This window comes from Aquibacillus sediminis, from assembly GCF_005870085.1.
In the GTDB taxonomy this organism is placed as follows: domain Bacteria; phylum Bacillota; class Bacilli; order Bacillales; family Amphibacillaceae; genus Aquibacillus_E; species Aquibacillus_E sediminis.
This window is the reverse complement of the sequence record NZ_SZNM01000007.1, coordinates 113228-131987: the sequence shown is the minus strand read 5'-3', so window position 1 is coordinate 131987 and position 18760 is coordinate 113228. Positions and strand designations below refer to the sequence as shown.

Annotated in this window: 15 protein-coding genes and 1 pseudogene; 2 read left to right on the top strand and 14 right to left on the bottom strand. The window is 36.9% G+C overall.

What is annotated here, in order from left to right; all coding sequences use genetic code 11:
- Positions 1-68: 68 nt before the first annotated feature.
- From drmB to FCI53_RS09605, 3 genes are read right to left on the bottom strand one after another with little or no spacing between them, the layout of a single operon-like run.
- Positions 69-1775 carry a DUF1998 domain-containing protein gene (gene drmB / locus FCI53_RS09615; protein ID WP_138418226.1) on the bottom strand — a complete coding sequence of 569 codons (1707 nt, stop codon included), beginning with the start codon at positions 1773-1775 and terminating at the stop codon, positions 69-71.
- Positions 1768-5100 (bottom strand): DISARM system helicase DrmA, encoded by a 3333-nt coding sequence (gene drmA / locus FCI53_RS09610; RefSeq protein ID WP_138418224.1) that lies wholly within the window; start codon positions 5098-5100, stop codon positions 1768-1770. The genes drmB and drmA overlap by 8 nt, the downstream gene beginning before the upstream one ends.
- Positions 5097-6842: a DEAD/DEAH box helicase gene (locus FCI53_RS09605; protein WP_138418222.1), complete on the bottom strand. Its 1746-nt coding sequence runs from the start codon at positions 6840-6842 to the stop codon at positions 5097-5099. Before FCI53_RS09605 ends, drmA begins: the two co-directional genes overlap by 4 nt.
- Positions 6843-7384: 542 nt before the next feature.
- Here FCI53_RS09605 and FCI53_RS09600 point away from each other — a divergent pair.
- Positions 7385-8518: a Shedu immune nuclease family protein gene (locus tag FCI53_RS09600; RefSeq protein WP_138418220.1), complete on the top strand. Its 1134-nt coding sequence runs from the start codon at positions 7385-7387 to the stop codon at positions 8516-8518.
- Between the two features lie 79 nt (positions 8519-8597).
- On the opposite strand, the gene FCI53_RS21685 is transcribed toward FCI53_RS09600, so the two are convergent.
- The 6 genes from FCI53_RS21685 to FCI53_RS09575 form a co-directional block, all read right to left on the bottom strand.
- On the bottom strand, positions 8598-9338 hold the full coding sequence (locus FCI53_RS21685) for a hypothetical protein (protein ID WP_210238492.1): 741 nt from the start codon (positions 9336-9338) through the stop codon (positions 8598-8600).
- Positions 9268-10185: a DUF262 domain-containing protein gene (locus tag FCI53_RS21680; RefSeq protein ID WP_210238491.1), complete on the bottom strand. Its 918-nt coding sequence runs from the start codon at positions 10183-10185 to the stop codon at positions 9268-9270. The genes FCI53_RS21685 and FCI53_RS21680 overlap by 71 nt, the downstream gene beginning before the upstream one ends.
- Positions 10186-10300: 115 nt before the next feature.
- Entirely contained in the window at positions 10301-11200 is a 900-nt protein-coding gene (locus tag FCI53_RS09590) for a glycerol kinase (RefSeq protein ID WP_246050068.1), read from the bottom strand.
- 192 nt (positions 11201-11392) lie between these two features.
- Positions 11393-11608 (bottom strand): topoisomerase DNA-binding C4 zinc finger domain-containing protein, encoded by a 216-nt coding sequence (locus tag FCI53_RS09585; RefSeq protein ID WP_138418218.1) that lies wholly within the window; start codon positions 11606-11608, stop codon positions 11393-11395.
- An 8-nt stretch (positions 11609-11616) separates the two neighbouring features.
- A complete protein-coding gene (locus FCI53_RS09580; RefSeq protein WP_138418216.1) occupies positions 11617-14049 on the bottom strand; it encodes a DEAD/DEAH box helicase family protein in 2433 nt (810 codons plus the stop codon).
- Entirely contained in the window at positions 14042-14368 is a 327-nt protein-coding gene (locus FCI53_RS09575) for a nucleoside triphosphate pyrophosphohydrolase (RefSeq protein WP_138418214.1), read from the bottom strand. Before FCI53_RS09575 ends, FCI53_RS09580 begins: the two co-directional genes overlap by 8 nt.
- Positions 14369-14741: 373 nt before the next feature.
- On the opposite strand from FCI53_RS09575, the gene FCI53_RS09570 reads away from it, so the two are divergent.
- The gene (locus FCI53_RS09570) at positions 14742-15161 is read left to right on the top strand and encodes a GlcG/HbpS family heme-binding protein (protein ID WP_138418212.1); all 420 of its coding nucleotides are present in this window, start codon (positions 14742-14744) and stop codon (positions 15159-15161) included.
- 20 nt (positions 15162-15181) lie between these two features.
- On the opposite strand, the gene FCI53_RS21425 is transcribed toward FCI53_RS09570, so the two are convergent.
- From FCI53_RS21425 to FCI53_RS09550, 5 genes and pseudogenes are all read right to left on the bottom strand, one after another.
- The gene (locus tag FCI53_RS21425; protein WP_171038127.1) at positions 15182-15325 is read right to left on the bottom strand and encodes a hypothetical protein; all 144 of its coding nucleotides are present in this window, start codon (positions 15323-15325) and stop codon (positions 15182-15184) included.
- Between the two features lie 692 nt (positions 15326-16017).
- Positions 16018-16176 (bottom strand): annotated as a pseudogene (locus tag FCI53_RS09565) (helix-turn-helix domain-containing protein); the annotation flags it as partial.
- Between the two features lie 325 nt (positions 16177-16501).
- Positions 16502-17224: an amino acid ABC transporter ATP-binding protein gene (locus FCI53_RS09560; protein WP_138418210.1), complete on the bottom strand. Its 723-nt coding sequence runs from the start codon at positions 17222-17224 to the stop codon at positions 16502-16504.
- Complete coding sequence (locus FCI53_RS09555; protein WP_138418208.1) at positions 17225-17887, bottom strand: amino acid ABC transporter permease; 663 nt, start codon at positions 17885-17887, stop codon at positions 17225-17227.
- An 81-nt stretch (positions 17888-17968) separates the two neighbouring features.
- Entirely contained in the window at positions 17969-18742 is a 774-nt protein-coding gene (locus tag FCI53_RS09550) for a transporter substrate-binding domain-containing protein (protein ID WP_138418206.1), read from the bottom strand.
- Between the last annotated feature and the right edge of the window lie 18 nt (positions 18743-18760).

Below are 18760 nucleotides of genomic sequence, written 5' to 3'. Positions count from 1 at the left end.
AAATCCTCATACCTCCTATAAGCATATCAAATTCAAAAGTAGCAGAAACTGACAGTGATTTCTATTTCTTATTCTTCAAAAAATCCATACGTATCACCTGGATTGATATTCAACAGTAATCGACGATCTAACAGTTGATTCCCCCACTCACAGGATGTTTCTGAAACATACGAACAAGAATGGCATGCTGCACCATTGGCTGTCGATTGGAATTTGAATTCACCTTCTGAGCAATTTGGATCAGATGAGCAGTACATCATACGCTCGATTGCTCGAATAAAGACAGGATAAAGCTTGTCGGGGGTAGCTTGTTCAATTAGCCCACCTAGACTTCCTTCCGAATCACCTGATGCCGTGTAAATAAGAACACCTTGCATATCATCACTACAATAAATTCGTTCTTTTAATGACGTGGTAGAATATCCAGAATGAATCGCTAACTCTTTTATTAGAGCATGACTAAAGGTATGGATAAGAAGGTGCTTACTTTCAATCGGCATTGTTGAATATCCAAGCTGATCTCTTTGCTTATTATATCTTGTAATAATATCCGTTGTTATTTCTGAAGGATTCGTCTCTCTTGACCACTCCATTAATTTATTTTGATCAAATTGAAAAAATATCCCTTCCCCATTATTTCGTGCACCTGGTAACCAATTTGTTTTGGTATTTTTCATGATTGGAAGTAAATCCTTTGAATCTGTCACTTCGAAACGGTCAATATAATCAATTCGGGTAAACCCTTGTAATACTTGAATTTCTGGTAATGATTCCACTTTATGAATAGATGAGAAGTAAGACTTCATTTGATCGTGAATGTCCACTGTAGTAGATTTATATCCAGTACCGTAAGAATCATCTACATCTTCTTGAACTAACGTATTCCACTCCTGTTTACGGATGGATTGATAGGTAACTTCCTCTTCATATTCACCCGCTAAAATTTGCTGGATTTTTTCTAAACCACTTTCATCTATATTCAATATATTCATTTGCATTAACAGCACATCTTCGCCTTTTTCACTAGCTTTTAATAAGGCTGTCTTATTTTCAATCACGTCGTTGTATAATGGATCCTTATTTTGTTCACTTAAGGGAATTTGCAAAAAGCTTGTAACAGCTGGTGAATAAATATTAGAAGCACCACGTAAATAAGTTTCCATAGTTTCTGTACATGATTGTTTATCTCCAACCCAAGGACGTTCGCCAGTACATGATGGCAACACGGACTTCAAGGCATCTTTCTGCATAATTTTCCCTAACGATTGTTTCTCTTTACATTTCACACATTGTACATACAAGTCTGATAGTGATCCACTGTTTCCTTGTCGGATAAATTTTAATGCAGGTTTATCACTGGTACAGGTCTTATCTTTATGAACCCACTCCACATACGGGAAATCTTGTATATGTCCATGGTTACAAGCAACAACGAATCGACTAGGGTACAATTCCACTTCTTCCCCTTTTTGATCACAGTGGTAGCAATGTGTATTCGTAAATTCCGTCATCATATTACAATTGGGACAAATCTTCCATTTAGGAAAAGGTTTTGCTCGAACTTTAACTGTATTTGGCCGCTCATTTAATATTTTTATATGATCGATGTTTAGTGCTCTTGTAATACGTTCATCTTTTTCTTGTGGGGTATTATGTGTATTCCACATGTCTGCAGCCATTACAATCACACTTTGATCCATCATATCGACAATCGAACCTGGCCCAAAATGATAAATTAGTTGAGATGGACGTAATGTTCCCATTTCTTTACTCATCTTTTAACCACATCTCTTCCACTTGAATTTCACCTTCTACATTTCTTAACGATGACATCGCAGATTTAGCCTCTGGTGTTTTTTTATTTTCGGTGAATTGTTTCATTAAGTGATGTTTCGAATATTTATCTTTTCTATAACTTAGTTGCTCTTGATATTTGTCACTCATAGCATCCCACCATTGGAGGTATTCCGTAAGTACCTCTTCTGCTTCTTGTCGATTCCAAGTGTTCGTTTGTTCAATCCGTGTTAGAAATTTGTCTTTCAAGGCTTCTACTGTGTCATTATATTGAAATTTATTTGGGCTTTTTTCCTTGCTTATTTCTACCAATGACTGTCGCAAGTAACCAATGAATACTCCCGTTAGCCCCTTTTTTCGACTACCAACAGAAAATGGTGTGACACTCATTGCTTCCACATTCCGATAAATGGTTTGGTGGTAGGCTTTAAATCGTTCGTAATGCGATAAATCTCGTGATCTCATCGAATTAAATATAGTTAACACTAATCCAGGGTACTCTCTTCCAACACGGCTTGTTGCCTGGATATATTCAGATGTAGTCTTAGGTTGTCCATGCATAACCATCAACCCTAGTCTATTTACATCGACTCCAACAGAGATCATATTGGTTGCTAAGACCGCATCAAGCACTCCTTCTTCTTCCATTGTTTTTTCCATTTTTGTTAATAACTCTGGTATCTCTTTTGCTTTTTTCCGACTTGTCATCTCTTCAACATGTAAATCATGTTCAAATTCATTTTTATTGTCTAATAGATTTAACCTTGTAGGAATTTCATCTTTAAATGTCGTTAACATTCCCGATAATTCCTTTACCGTATTGAAATAACCTAGCATCGTCCAATAAGGATCAATATTCCCAGAATTAGCATTAGCTCGTGTAATAGCCGTTAATGCTGCATAGGTTTGAATCGACTGGATTTTCCCACTGACCCCTGGTGCACACACTCCAACATAAAGGCGTCCTGGCTTTTCTTCCGGGTTAACTGAATAAGAAACAAAGTCATCATCAGCCTGTTGCACTGCCAAAGGGAACTGTGTTACTTTCCTACCATATAACGCTTCAACTTGTTTATCAGCACCACGAATTGTTGCGGTGGATGCGATAATCTTTGGTCCACTTCCATCTTGTTCACATAACAAATCCACCGCTACTTCATAAAGGCCTGTTAATGACCCTAATGGACCAGATATCAAATGCAACTCATCTTGAATAATCAATTCAGGAGGAAGTAACCTCTCGATTTTTTGCCAGCCTCGTATTGCTTCCTTTTCTTCATATTTAAAACCTTTTTCAGGATGATAGAAATTTTTCTGTCCAAAAAGTTCATACATATTATTTTTCCATGGTAATTGAGCAACCTTATCTACTGTACCAATCAAAATTGTTGGTACTTGGTTGTAAATTTCCTCATCAACCGTATAAACTGGTAAACCAGTCTCTCCATAAAATTCGCATTGTGGATGGTGACAACTAATTTTTTGTGTTTTTTCTGTTATATGGTAATCATCAGGTAATAACTCTGTCCCACACCAAGGACAGTGTGAAAGTTGCATTGGATTGCCTTTGAGTACTTCTTTCCCTTGTTTTATATCTTCCATCTTTTCTGTCGCATCTTTTAGTAAATTGGGAGAAGAATCATTTCCAATCCAAAGCCCGATACTAAATGGAACGGATCCATATACATGTGGCTGCTCTGCTCTTATATATTCTGCTGCACAAACTAGCGCTGTTGCTCGCTGAAACTGTTGCGTGGTTAATAATCGCAATGTGTAACGCATAAATACTGTTACACCTGCATACTCCTCGACATTCATGATGTTAGCAGCTAACCTTCGATAAGCCATCAAATAAGCGGCGACTCCTAGATATGCTTCCGTTTTACCTCCACCTGTAGGAAACCAGATTATATCCACCATTTCACGGTCTTTATGATGCTTATCCGTGGCACCAGCAATGTTCATTAAAATAAACATGATTTGAAATAAGCGCCATTTTCCATCATATATTGGCTTTACTCTTTGGTTGGATGACCTATATTCTAATGCTACTTTTGTATGTGCACGTTGTAACATCATACATTTGTTAGCAAATTGAAAGGCTTTTTTTCCTATGCAGTCATCGGATTGTGTAATAATCTCAATGCCCTCTTCTATTCGTTTTATAATATTTTTGATTTCATTTATATTCTTTCCAGCTTCTTCTTTCAAATGCGGCTCTAACGTTTCTACAATTTCTTCCTGTTTAGCTAACCAATCATTATATTGTTCAGGTATAATGGACAAATACTCATTTAATTCTTCAGCTGACATCTTACTTAATTTTTTCATAGAGAAGGAATGATCATCGATGGTTCGATGTTCCACAGAAGGTAATTCATAAAAAGGTAACCATGTCGAATCAATAGTTACTTTCTTATCATCTACTTTCCAATCTACCCCTACTCCATGACCGATAGCTAGTTCTTGAGAATCTCTATACATTAATTCATCTGCAAGATTATATTGATCGGCCTTCGAAGTAAAAAATGCCATATTATCCTTATCAAAGTTAACAGCTAAATTGGTTTGAAACATCACTTCTTCCTGTTTTGGATACTGATTCTGTCTTTGATAGGAGTTATATAGAAAAATACTAACATGATAGATCCCGTCTCTCTCCATGACAGAGTATTTTACTCGAGCAGGATCTGAATCTACATTTTCATTTTCTAGAATTTGAGTTTCATTTGGTTTTAATTCTATTTCCCACGATTCATCATGGGATGATCGTTGATGCTTTTCCCCCTGATACATTCCCCAGTTAGCTGTTATTTTAATCTTGCCTAACTGTTTCATCTTAAAACTAAACCCCATACTTGATGGTCGGAAAACATCACGATTACTTAAATATTCATCTACTTTCTCATCTTCTGTTAATTGACCAGTTTGAATATCTAAGTCTTCCTCGTTAACTACTTTTGAAGAGGAACCAAACGGAACAAGTTTCCCTGTTAAATATAAAGCCATTGGTCTTTTATTAATTCCTAGTACTTCATCTCTTTCAAAAGGACCTACTAGAAATTTTTCTAGATCCTGAACCATATTTGTTCTAGTTTCCGTATACCCATCATAATCAATTTGTTTGTTGGAAACCAATGTAACTTTCCCATCAGTCATCTCAAATAAATTAGGGTGGTCATTTACTATTCGTTTAAACGTCTTATTCGTCCACTTGCTATCTACTTGTCTATAATCCAATACAGAAATTGAACCTTCTCGATTGGAATTCAAATAGTTTACTAGTTTTTCAGCTCCTGGCTTCATATCATCACCTCTTCAAAGTCATTCACTTCTTTAATCTGCCAATCTTTTATAAATCTAGCATAGGCGAGCGGTGCACCATGACGTTTTATGTTTTTGGAAAAGTCCACAACTTTACAATAGTTTGTACCACCAAAGTTAATCCCTCTTAGACCGCGTCCGACCATTTGTTCATAGAGAATAGTACTAGTAGTAGGTCGAGTGATTAATATATGATCGATCTTTGGAGCATCAAATCCTGTAGTAAGAACGCCGTAGTTAAATAGAAACTCGATCTCCCCTCTTTTAAAAGCAGCTATATACATTCTCCTAATTTGTTTTGGAGTTTCAGCAGAAATAACTGCCGACTTTCTGCCAATTGAATTCATCACCATTGCTAAAAACTCAGCATGTCCGACTGTACACGCGTATACTAGGGAGGATGAACCTACAGGGATAGTCATCATAAACTCGATAATTTGGAAGTTTCTCTCTTTATTTAGGGCTAATTCATTTAAGAATTCTTTACTCAAATCATCTTGGTCCCTATCGATCTTGTCTTCTGAAACTTCAATTTCTTCACCATCTTCATGAAGTAAAAAAAGTGGTTCTGCTAAATAGCCTTCTTCTCTAAAGTATAAAAGAGGATTTTGCTTATAACGTTCCATATCAGGTAAAGATGGGTGAATCAAGTATGCTTCAAATTGATCAACTAACGTCATCGTTTCATCATTATTTCTACCAGGTGTAGCCGTCAACCCACATATAGGAAATAGATCTTCACCAGCCAATGCTTTCGCTTTCTCAAATAACAGTTCATAGCTCATTGTCGTAGCATGGTGTGCTTCATCAATGATCATGGCACCACAATTTGATAATATCTCATTTAACGCTTCATCATTATTTTTCACTCGCGTATATAATTGTTGGATGCTCGCAATAACTGCACCACCAATTAATTCATCTTCTTTTACATTTTTTCCACCAAAATAACGATACACACGAAGTGTCTCAGGAAATTCACGATCTTGCCACATATCTGCTATGCATGAAATAGCCTGCTCACATAGTTCTTCTCCCTGCGCAATCCATAATAAATACTTTCCTTCATTAAAACGGGGTTGCATCCAATCAATAAAACTTTCTACTGCTATTCTCGTTTTTCCACCACCAGTTGGTAAGGTAACCACACATCTAGTTTTATTCCGTTCTTGATTTAAAACCGACAGCATTTTTTCTTTTAAACCTTTTTGATATTCGACTAATGGAGGAACGATTTTTCTTGGCTCTATATCTTGAATTGGATCTGTACTATGATCCTTTGGAGAAGAAATACCAGAGAAGATCAGTGGAAAACCTAGTGTCTGAACAAAATCTCTAGCCCATCCTTTTCCCATCACCCATCTTTTATTTGCAAGTGCATTCGGCATATAAGAAGGTGATTTTATCTTTTTATTACTTATAGGGTTTCGCTCATATAATTGAATTAATTTATTATCTTCAAGTTGTTTGAGAAGATAGGACCTTAATTTTCTAACCACGTCATCGCTACCGGCAAATAAGTGTGGGCCTTTTTCAACAATTAGCATTCGTACTAATTGGTATTTATCCATTTGTCCTTCTTCTAATTCTATTAGCATATTATTTAACTGCACATATTTCTCTTTTCCAATAAATTTAATCAGTAGATTTTCATCAACTTTATACTCATCTATTAACAAATGAGCGGTTCTTCTAATGTCATTTTCTGTTAGGTAAGTGTTCATGCATACATCTCCAATTACTACAACTATTATCTAGAACTATTTTACCATTAACTTTGAAAGAATTTAAGGTTGCAATTAATTCCAGTCAACCTATCATAATATATTGTTAACACATACAAAAAGAAGCTGTCCTCAAAGACAACTCCATATTTAATAAAATTAATTTATACTACTCCAATTAAGTCTATTGTTTAAATCTACAACTCCCTATACTTCCTCCAACACCCCTTCGCCTTAACAACAGGATACTTTAAACTGTACCTGGACCTCATTTGTAAACAATTGAATAAGTGTATCCAGGCACTTAATTCATAATTTAATAGAACAAATGACTTTCCTAAACGTAGCAATTAGTTCGGTTTGAATTGGTACAAATAATAAATCGAACGCAATATTTTCAACTTATTCCAAATTATCGGCTGAGATAATAGATTTAGAAGAATTGTTGCATAAGAAATGTGCAAGTTCATCATTACTTGAACTTTCTTATGGTATAATTATTATTAACTGATTATTAAAAAAATTGGCAGGAGGAATCTAAGATGAGTATATTTGTTCAATCAACTTCTAGAGATTCAGGTATTGGTGATGATATTGTCCTCAGAGAAACTGAGACTACTAGGCTTGTATTTCGGCCTGAGATTGTAAACAACATACATGATTCTAATGCTCCCATTAAAGGGAGTTTCAATTTTCAAAAGAAAAGAAAAAAAGATTCTTGGGAAGACCATAAGGAGTTTGAAACTAGTAAACTCAAAGCCGATGAATGGATTAAGATTGCTATTGATACAGGAGAAACCCTAAAACTATTTGACGAGCTAAAGAAGTATTACAAAGTACATGAAGAGTATGGGGTAAAGCATGGAAGCTATACACTCTATAAAACGAACCCCGACCTTGAAAAAGTTATAGCTTTATTTGAGGGTAACAATGAGCTTTTCATTCAATTGTTAGATGAGGATAAAAGTGATGTATTGGAGCAGGCACTTGAATGGATTGTAAACGCTGAGAACTCTAATAAGATGGTAGACAAGCTAAGTAAGCTAAGAGAAACTGAGTTGGATCAGTTAAACACCCTAGTAGGACTAACCAACCTTAAAAAGCTTTTAGCAGTTTGGGAAGGGAATAAGGACAATAATTCAGAGAAGTTTTGGCAAGACCTCTTAAAAGAAAATACATGGGTGTTAAGTCAGTTATTTTCAAATCCGACAGTTTTAATTGAGGACGAGGCTTATGTTGGAGGGAAAACTACCAATAATGATAGTGGTAAATTAGTGGATTTTCTTTATGCAAACCCCTTCTCCAAGGATGCTGTATTAATTGAGATAAAAACACCTACCACCCCACTTGTTACTTCTACTGAGTATAGAACAGGGGTACATTCTGCCCATAAGGATCTTATGGGCGCTGTAGCCCAAGTACTTACCTATAAAGGTACTCTACAAAGCGAATATTCAAATATACTTGTAAATAATATTAGGAATGGCAAAAATACAGACTATGATGTAATTAACCCTTGTTGTGTAGTGATTGCAGGTAGGTTTGATGCATTAGAAGAACTATCTCATAAGCATTCATTTGAACTATATAGGAAGGAATTGAAGAATGTAATTGTGATAACCTTTGATGAGTTATTCATGAAAATTAGATCCTTAATAGACTTGTTGGAGAAATAAAAACAGGAAGGCTAAAATGCTTTCCTGTATAGTTTTTTAATAATAAGTCATATACATACCAATCTAGAACCCCTTTATCTCACTTCATAACAATCCTTTCATTCAATTCCTCACTGACCTTCTCCGCTCTTTTCTTAAAAAACAAATCAAAGTCATCTTCAAACACACCAAAATGATCTAGATCGATTAAATGGGTTTTCATTGTTGCCTTCAAGTCTGGATTTTGTTCTTGGAACTCCTTCATATAGATAGATGGGGCTTTGGTTCGAATTTTTCTTTTGTTTAAAAAGTCATCGACAATCGTTATATTCAATATGTGATTGACGTAGAAATCCCCTTTCTTTCCTTCCATATGCTTTTTAGGGAAAAAGTGATGATAGTTCCTACTCGTGGCAATCTTCAACCAGTCGTTATCCATTGTCACTTTCGCATTATCGATAAAGGACTTTGGTTCTTGGTAGGCATATAAACAAAGAATAGATTTGATAAAGCTTCTGCCTGCACTGAAATAGCCATGTTCAATGATTTCATCAGTAGTGATGTTTACTTCATATTCATACCTTGGTTGATTTCCAGCTAAAATACTATTAATTCTCTTTATATCTTGGCCCACTTTAGCTTCAAGAGATTGGGAGTACCTTCCAAATATGGAGGTGCGCCAAAAGAAATCTTCTAAATATTTTCGTTCCTGCTCATCTGGTCGGTCCTTATGATGGAAGAAAAAGTATGCAAACGGAATTAAGAGAGCATTATACGGAAGCAGCTTCGAAACTGGTATAATAGCTCTTAAAATAATCGATTGCTCGCTCCATAGCGTCAACAGCCTCTTCCCACTTACCGATAAATTCATCTCGTTTTAAACTTAAGATGTGTTTTCGAGTACATTCTTTTTTGATGATAATGGCAACTAATTGAAGAAGTGTACTTGCCGTGATCGTACCATAGCCTACTTCCTCCGCTTTACTTATGAATTCATCATACTTCACGGATAAATCAAAACTTTGGTCCTCATCATACGTTTTTGCAACCATGATTTCGAAAGTAGATAATGGCTGTCCACCAACATTTAATCTAGAAAAAACTTCTGTTGCTACATCAATTGGTACATTTTTCATGGAAATTCCTGAAAATGTATAGGTGATAAAACGGTTCTTGTACTCTTCCAGCTTACTGTCTAATGCTTCAGGATAAATTCGCATTAGTTTTCTTCCACCGTACAGCAGATCTTTCAATTTGATAACTTCTTCTTCATTTCTTCCTTCAACATCCGTGATGACAAGAGGTCCATTTTCTTCTTCCATAAGATCAATGTATATATTTTCAAAATCTTCTACTTTGTTGTTTTTCTTGATCTTCAAACCCTTAAAACTAGCATACAAACTTGTCATGCGTTGTTGACCATCTAACACATATTCGATGGGATGGCCTTCCCTCGTTTGAGGCAAGTCATCTCCACCAATGTTTCGAATTGTACGAAGCCGCTCCGTTGTTTGCCACAAAGTAAAACTTCCAATTGGATAACCTTTTAATATCGAGTCTAGTAAGTCTGCTGATTTTTGTTTGGACCAAACAAATTCACGCTGAAATTGCGGAATTTTAATATCGCCGTTTTCTATTTGACTAATTAAATCTGTGAATTTTATATTAACATTTTCTGGTTGTTTCATTTTAAGAATACCTCTTTCTGCATTAATTGTAGCATTTTCACTCAATGTAAGTCCCTGATTATCAATATCAGGGACTATCATAGACAGTACCTGGTTCAATAACAAATACTACTAGTTAATACGCTTGAATTCCAAACTTCAATAATTTCTTAGGTAAAATATCGTCGAGATTCTGAATATCTGCATCATGTAATTCAATTAAATTAAAACCGTATTTCTCATAGATTCTTAATTTTTCTTGCTTCCTAGCTGCATATTTTGGATCATCTTCTAGGCCCCAGTATTCAATATACACCTTACCTACTGGCAGATAAAAGTCTGTATAGACATCTTCTTCAATTGGTAATTTCCTCTCATATGCATGCACAATTTCAGACATGTATAACCAATTATCGATAAGCATTTCTGCTCTGGATCGTACATAATGTCCATCCGCAGACCGGTGTTTGGCTTCAAATTTATCTCTAAACCCTAATAAATTATCTTGCTCCGATTCCGTGTGTTTTTCTGGCTCTTTCCCTTGAAGTTCATTCATTGTTTCTACTAATCTCTTATTCTGCAAAATACTTTGTGGCCAATTCACATAAGGGACTCCGGTTTTTTCGTACTCCAACTGTTTCCCACCAAGACTTAAGCCCAACTTTGTGACGGTCCAACCTTTGACCGCTTTTTGAATGAATCCAAGCTCTGATAATACTGGATTCATTTTAAATTTAGAAATACCAAAATGTTTGCTTAATGCAGTTGCATTTAAAAGCGGTTCAGCGTTAGATATAGTTTGAAACATTTTATTATTTTTTATGTTTTCATCCCAAGCAACATATTCCCCTACTTTTGGGTGTTTCTTTGTAGTTCCACCAGCCTGTTTACCATTTTCAGTCAAAACCCAATTCCCATCTATTCTTTCTATAAGACCCTGATCAAGTAAAATTTGAAATACTTCTTTTACATTCATTTTCAGTTCTTTCGAAAGTGCTGTTGTTGATATATATTTTATTTTGTTTGTAACACTCACTGTTAAGCCCCCATTTACTAAACATTATAAATACATCTTACTTCTTATTTATTATTGGAACAACAATTCATGTAAATAAAAAATTGAAATACCGAAACGGTACTCTTGATTCAATTTCCATCTAAAAAGAAGCATGAGATTTATTCCCATGCTTCCTCAAACCAAACCTACATCCTTTTTTAAAAGGACCTATCACTTTCCCGTAATTTCAAACACTTCTCTACACTTAGGAAAATTTGTACAACCATAAAACGCTTCCCCTTTATTTTCGCCTTTTTTAGCTTGACGCTTTATGATTGGGCTTCCGCATTTCTTACAAATTGGTGTATCATCGGAAGCAGGTTTAGGGTGTGTTACCTTGCTTTGTTCAATTTTTTCTCCTTCACTTTTACCCAATACAATGATCAAGTCCTAGCTCACTTGTTCCCCTTCCGCTCAAAATACCCATGCAACCGATACACACAAATCTCCCTAGTTATATCATAAAGTATTGACGAATCCTCTTCCGCTACATCAAACCCTAACCCAAACTCACCATCTACAAACGTGGTGATACCTTTCGAACTGCCACTCCACTTCGTCATCGGCATGTCGGCAACAATTTTGGCGACTTTTTCTTGATCATAGTCCCACAACTTCTTCGTCTTTTTATCCGAAAAATCCGCTTGCTTGCGATATTCTTTTTCTGTCAGATACTTATGGAAATATGGTGCTACTTCTTCTGCTGTTACGGACTTATGCCAATCCCACTCTCCTCGGCTTAACATGTAGGACAGGACGACCATCTTATAACTTTTTGCCATACCAGTTTTCTCTACTTCTTCAATCCAATCCCGATAATCAAAGAATACTTGCTGTTCTTTGTCCGTTAATTCCTCCGCCCACAGCAAGAAACCTGCATAGGATCTGAACTCTTGTTTAAATTCCTTCGTATTCACATTTCCATACAAGTGCATGTCCAAATAAGTTGGTCGGTGACCGATTTCTTCTTTCAACTCCTCATAGGCATGAAGTAATTTTTCTTTTCGCGGTTGCTTTTTCCTTGTTAGTTCTTTTAACAAATCAATAACGTGTACATCAAGGTCGATCTTACACTGTGTAGGTACAATCGGAACAACTTCCCGTTTCTTTTTGCCATTTACATGTCTTTCTGTATCAAATAAACTCAGCTTCAGATCTGCATTGCGATAGTTACCTATCAGATCAATGATCGTACATTGATTTTTTCCATGATGCAGGCGCAGGCCTCGGCCAACTTGCTGGGTGAAGACGGTTAGGGATTCGGTTGGTCGCACAAATAGAAGGGTGTCGACAGACGGAATATCAACCCCTTCATTAAATAAATCAACCGTGAAAATGACATCGATGTCTCCTCTATCCAACTTATCAATGGCTTCCTTTCTTGATATGTCGATACTTTGAGAATGGAGCGCGATCGTATTTTCACCTTGATCATTGAAGTAGTTGGATAAAAATTGCGCTTGTTTAATTGACGAACAAAACCCGATTGTGCGTGTTTGTTTATGCTTTTTCCAAGCTTCATACACATTTTCAGCTGTTTCCTCACGTAATTGTGCCGCCAGTAACTCTGTTTGATCATATTTTGTCCCTAGCCATGTGATTTTTGAGTAATCGGTCTCATCATAAACTCCATAATAATGAAAGGGAGCAAGCCAGCCGTGTTGAATGGCTTCAATAAAATGCAGTTGAAACGCAACATTCCCCTCACATATTGCATAGACATCCTTACCATCCATTCGATCTGGTGTTGCTGTTATTCCTAACAAAAACTTTGGATCGAAATAGTTTAGTACTCGGTTGTAGGACGTTGCTGCCGCATGGTGAAACTCATCGACTACGATTAAATCAAAAAAATCTTGTGGGAATTTTTGCAGGTGTTCCTCCATACTTAAGGTGTAAATTGATGCAAACACATTATCTGTGCCAGTGTCTTTCACCTTTCCGTTATAGATGCCATAGCTTCTATCAGGCATGACATGTGCAAACGACTTTTTCGCTTGATGCAAAATTTCTTCTCGATGGGCTACAAATAACACGCGATTAAAATGACGTGCAAAAAAGGCAGCAAGATAAGTTTTCCCAAGTCCTGTTGCCATCACGATCATTGCTTTGTCATATTCTTCGGCCATCGTATTATGTAATGCCTCTAGTGCCTGTTGCTGTGCTGGGCGAGGCTCAATTGCTGTTTGATATGTTGGGATTGGATCCGTAATGATTTCTTGTTCGGAATCCTGTTGTTCATTCGGAAGCATTAACTCTATTTCTTCCTGTTTCGCCCAAGTTGTTGCTAGATGTGGATGTTTTTGATGAAATGCTTCATACTGAGTTGTATATTTTTTTACCGTTTCTGGATTAACGGGAACAGTTTGTTCGTTATAAAAGAGTTTAAGAAAATGATCAACAGCATCTTCAAATGTCTGCGGCTGTGCTTGTTTTTCCATCACGACATTCCACTCTACCCCCGTGGTGAGTGCTGATTTCGATAGATTGGATGAACCAACAATAAACGTCCCTTGTTCCTCATCATTGAACAGATAGGCTTTAGGATGAAATGATGTACCATTACTACGCCACAAACGAACTTCCACGTTTTCAAATTCAGGAAACAACAGCCCTTGAAGTGCTTTAGGTTGGGTAACATATAAATAATCACCCGTACAAATCTTAATATCCGCTCCACGTTTAGCAGCGTCCTCCAAATAAGGCTTTAACAACTCCACCCCTGACTTCATCACAAACGACGTCAAAATATAGATCGAAGAAGCTGTGCTGATTCCTGCTATAATGTTTTTCTGGACATTTTCTGTTACCAACTTGACATTAGTCATCTTCAACCTCAACTAATAAAATTTTATCCTTAAATCCACCACGTTTCTCCGCTTTTTGCTGTCGAACCTTCTCGACCTCTTCCATCGTAGTACCGTCTTTATGTGCAAGAGCATGGACAACCTCAAGCACATCTGCTAGCTCTTCCAAACGATCCTCGGCATTATCAGCGGCGAAGTATTCCTCGACTTCTTCTCCTAATTTCGCACCTAATGCTGTTAGGTAGTCTTGTTCATCAAGTATTTTCGTCTCAAACTTCTTTCCCGTCTTTTCAATAATTTGCGGAATCAAATCTCGTACTAATTTATTGTATTCTGGCATGATAATCTTCCTTTCTTTGGGACATGGGGACAGGGCATTTGTCCCACTTGGTTTTATTTTAACGCTAATGATCGTTAGAGAAAAGGATATCAAACAACGGTACTTAACCTATTGGATTAAAGTGTTACAGTGAGTACCGACTATGTCGCATGATACCTTCTGCATTCAAACGAGAAGTGGCCAAGTGACTGCATGCTATATAGTAGTAAATTTATATACATTTTCTATTGCTCCAATATAACCTAGTAATTGACGGGACGCGAACCCCTTGTCCCACTTCCATCAACTTTCTCCCTTTTAGTTGTTTGGTGATTTAAGTTAAGATAAAATTGCATGAAGACAGAAAATTCTAACAAAGGAGAGTGGAACTAGGATGAACATGAATCTGGAAATCGCGAAGACTTTAATGGAAGGTGCTGAAAAAGAAGCTGAGAAGATCGGGGTTCAAATGGTTATTTCCGTATTAGACGAAGGTGGGAATTTAGTTGCGGTACATCGTATGGGTGATTCTTTGTTAGGAAGTATTGACATTTCACAAAACAAAGCCTGGACCTCCGTTGCTTTTAAAAAACCTACTGCTAACTTAACGGATGCAGCGGTTCCAAATGCAGATTTATATGGAATCAATACGACTGACCAAGGAAAAGTGGTTATCTTTGGTGGCGGAATTCCTATCGTTAAAAATGATAAAGTTATTGGTGCGGTTGGTGTAAGCGGTGGCACAGTTGAACAGGATATCCAAGTCGCGCAAGCAGCCATCCAAGCTTTTGAAAACCTGAAAACTAAAAATTAAGAAGATGTAATTGGAAATATCTAAAACTCTGGTGAGAACCCCCACTCTTCTAGAAAAACACTAATATTCTCATCAGAATAACCTTTTTCTCTCATACTGATGATAATCGATGTTTTCATTTGTTGTTCTTTGCGGTCAAGCCAATGTTCCTTATTTTCTGCCATCTATCTCCCCTCCTTTCATCATCCCAAAATAGTGAATACCTTCCTCCATTTCATCTATACAAACGCTATTTATATTTGTCTACGGTGCTGGTAAAGTAATTGATATTAAAGGTCAAATAAGTAAAATTATGCTTATGAAAAAAGGCACCAAATACTATTAGTAGTACTTGGCACCTTTGATTACTGAATAATAGGGTAACAGACCCCATCCAAAAACATTTGTCCATCATGAATGGACGAACCACTATTTTAAGTAGGAAATAATTTAAACCGATATATATCTAACTCCACACACCACTTCTTCATTCCACATCGTAATGATTGGCGTAAAAGGATCAGGCACTTCCAAAGGATAAATGTCCATATGAAGTACCCTTTTGCTCCTATCTCTTTGGTCGCAGGAACAGGCGGTTACTTTTTGTCTTTATTGGTGACAGTGCTTCACCTTTGTGGCGTTTCTCGTTCCGTGTTTTCACGCACTGTTTTACAGAGTAACGTGTACAATTTCCACATCTTGAACCCTCTCACCACTTAACGACCTTAAAGGAAACTGTTTGGGACCGAAGGAAGTCGATGTTGACTTATCGTACGGAGGTGAGGGAAGTCTCGCTACAGCTTTAGCGCTGGAGCTGGACGTGGCCAATGTAGGCTAAAAAAGTTATACACAACCATTCCATTTTATAATTTCCTATGCTAGAACAAATGTTGTAGGTCAAACCTTTTCCCGTTTTCTTATACGTTGCATTCCATTTTGACAGAAAATGATTGAACACAAAACGAGAACATCCTATGGTTTTATTGATTAAGATAGCTTGATTCCGGTTAGGATAGATTCTGAATTTATAAGCCATATGGCCAAGCAAAACAGTCACCTCCCCTTTTCTTTTTATTATACATGATGTCTCAAAAACACACAAACATTTGTTCGTTTTTAAAATGTTGAGATATTTGGGCTAATACTTAATTAGTCGGACAATTGAGATAGCTAAAGCTATCCCTTGTCCGAAAGCGATTCATCTCCACCCTACTCATTGGGCTAGCGCCCTTCTCATTCCTTGAGGATGGAGTCTTCTCGCCTGGAATGATAAAGAACCGTCCCACGCTATGCGTGGAACGGTACGCCTGCCTGTCTCACAAAATGACTCCAGTACAGTACTGGAGTCAAAATGCTTAGACTTATAAAATTTTACTTAAGAACGATTGAGTTCGGGGATTTTGGGGGTTATCAAAAATTTGCAGTGGATCCCCTTCTTCCATAATCACCCCTTCATCCATGAATAAGACGCGATCTCCTACTTCCTTAGCAAACCCCATTTCATGTGTCACTACAACCATTGTCATACCTTCTTCGGCTAAGTCTTTCATTACTTCGAGAACATCTCCTACCAATTCAGGATCAAGAGCAGATGTTGGCTCATCAAACAACATAACTTTAGGATTCATAGCAAGTGATCTGGCAATAGCTACACGTTGTTTCTGCCCTCCTGACAGACTATCAGGGTAATCATCTGCTTTATCTGATAATCCCACTTTATCAAGAAGTGGCAAGGCAACATCTTTGGCTTCTTTTTCAGAGAGATGTTTCACCTTTATTGGACCAAGTGTGATATTTTCCAAAACCGTTCTGTGCGGGAATAGATTAAAATGCTGGAAAACCATCCCCACCTGAGATCGCACCTCATTAATATTGACAGTAGGATCAGTTAACTGGGCTCCGTCAATGATTACTTCGCCCGCTGTAATGTCCTCAAGAAGATTGAGGCATCTAAGAAAAGTACTTTTACCAGAACCAGACGGCCCAATCACACACACCACTTCACTCTCTTCAACAGTTGCATCAATACCCTTTAATACCTCTAAATCACCAAACGATTTGTGTAAATTTTTTACTGTAATCATTTATACATCCAGCTTCCTTTCTAGTCTGTTCAAATAAAGCGCTGTTGGAATCGTTATACATAAGTAAAGCAAACAGACCATAACTAATGTTTCAAATATCTCAAATGTAGTATTGTAGTATTCTTTTGCCATAAATACGACATCATGTACTACTATAACAGAAAATACTGACGTATCTTTTAAACTAATAATAAACTGATTTCCAAGTGGAGGAATCATTCGCTTGAAAGCTTGAGGCCATACAATATATCGCATCGTTTGTTTTTCTGTTAGTCCCATAGATCTGCCTGCTTCATGCTGCCCTTTATCAATTGAGTACACGGCACCACGCACAATCTCTGCAATATATGCACCAGCATTAACTGCAATTGCAATAACACCCGCAGTAAAAGAAGTTATGTTCAAACCAATTAAATCTTCGGACACGCCATAATAAAGAAATAGTGCTTGTGCCAGTATCGGCGTCCCGCGGACAACTTCAACATACACCGACCAAAACCCTCGGATAAATTTGTTTTTAGAAAGTTTTCCCAAACCAGCTAATGATCCAATAATCATCCCAAAAAATAGACCTATAATCGTAATACTTACCGTAATCTTTAAGCCCTCTATTAAGAAAGGCAAACTTTTAATATATGCAGTATCCATAATCGTAAAAATCATTCCGTATCTCTCTCCTTAATAGAACAGCGTAACAAGCAATTACTTGTTACGCTTGATTTATAGTCTACATAGGTGACTATTCTATTCTGGTGGCTCTGTACCGAACCAATTCTTATAAATTTCTGCATACGTTCCATTTTCCTTTATTGCTTCCAATCCTTCATTTACCGGATCAACAAGATCTGAGCCTTTTGGCAATGCAATTCCATATGGCTGACCTTCCAATACATCCCCAACTGTTTTCAATTCGTCGGGTGCATTTTCTTTAATATAGTATTGTACGTTTGGTAGGTCATATAAAACTGCGTCAAGACGCCCTCTTTCTAAGTCCATGTATGCAGTAACAATCTCTGGGTATGCTTCAACCTCAGCATCTGTATTATTTTTTAAATAGTCGTTACTTGTTGACCCTTGACGTGTCCCAACTGTCAATCCGTCTACTTCATCTATTGATTCAATATCAGAATCTTCAGGAACAGCTAAAATCAACCCTGAATCGTAGTATTTATCTGAAAAATCAATAAACTCTTTACGGTCTTCCGTAATTGAAATCCCAGCGATACCTATATCATTTTTTTCTGTTCTCATTGACGCAAGTAATCCATCAAATTCCATCGTTTCAAATTCTACATTAAAGCCTGATTCATCAGCGATAGCTTCTATCAACTCAATATCAAAGCCTTCCATTTCACCAGTATCAGGATTTTTATATTCAAATGGCTGAAAGTTTGAATCTGTAGCAACTGAATAAGTTTCTTCTCCGTCTCCCTCACCACTACTTTCATCTGATCCACAAGCAACGAGTAGCCCAATAGAAATAATTGCAATAAGTAAAAAAAATAATTTCTTCTTCACCTTCCAAATACCCCCTAT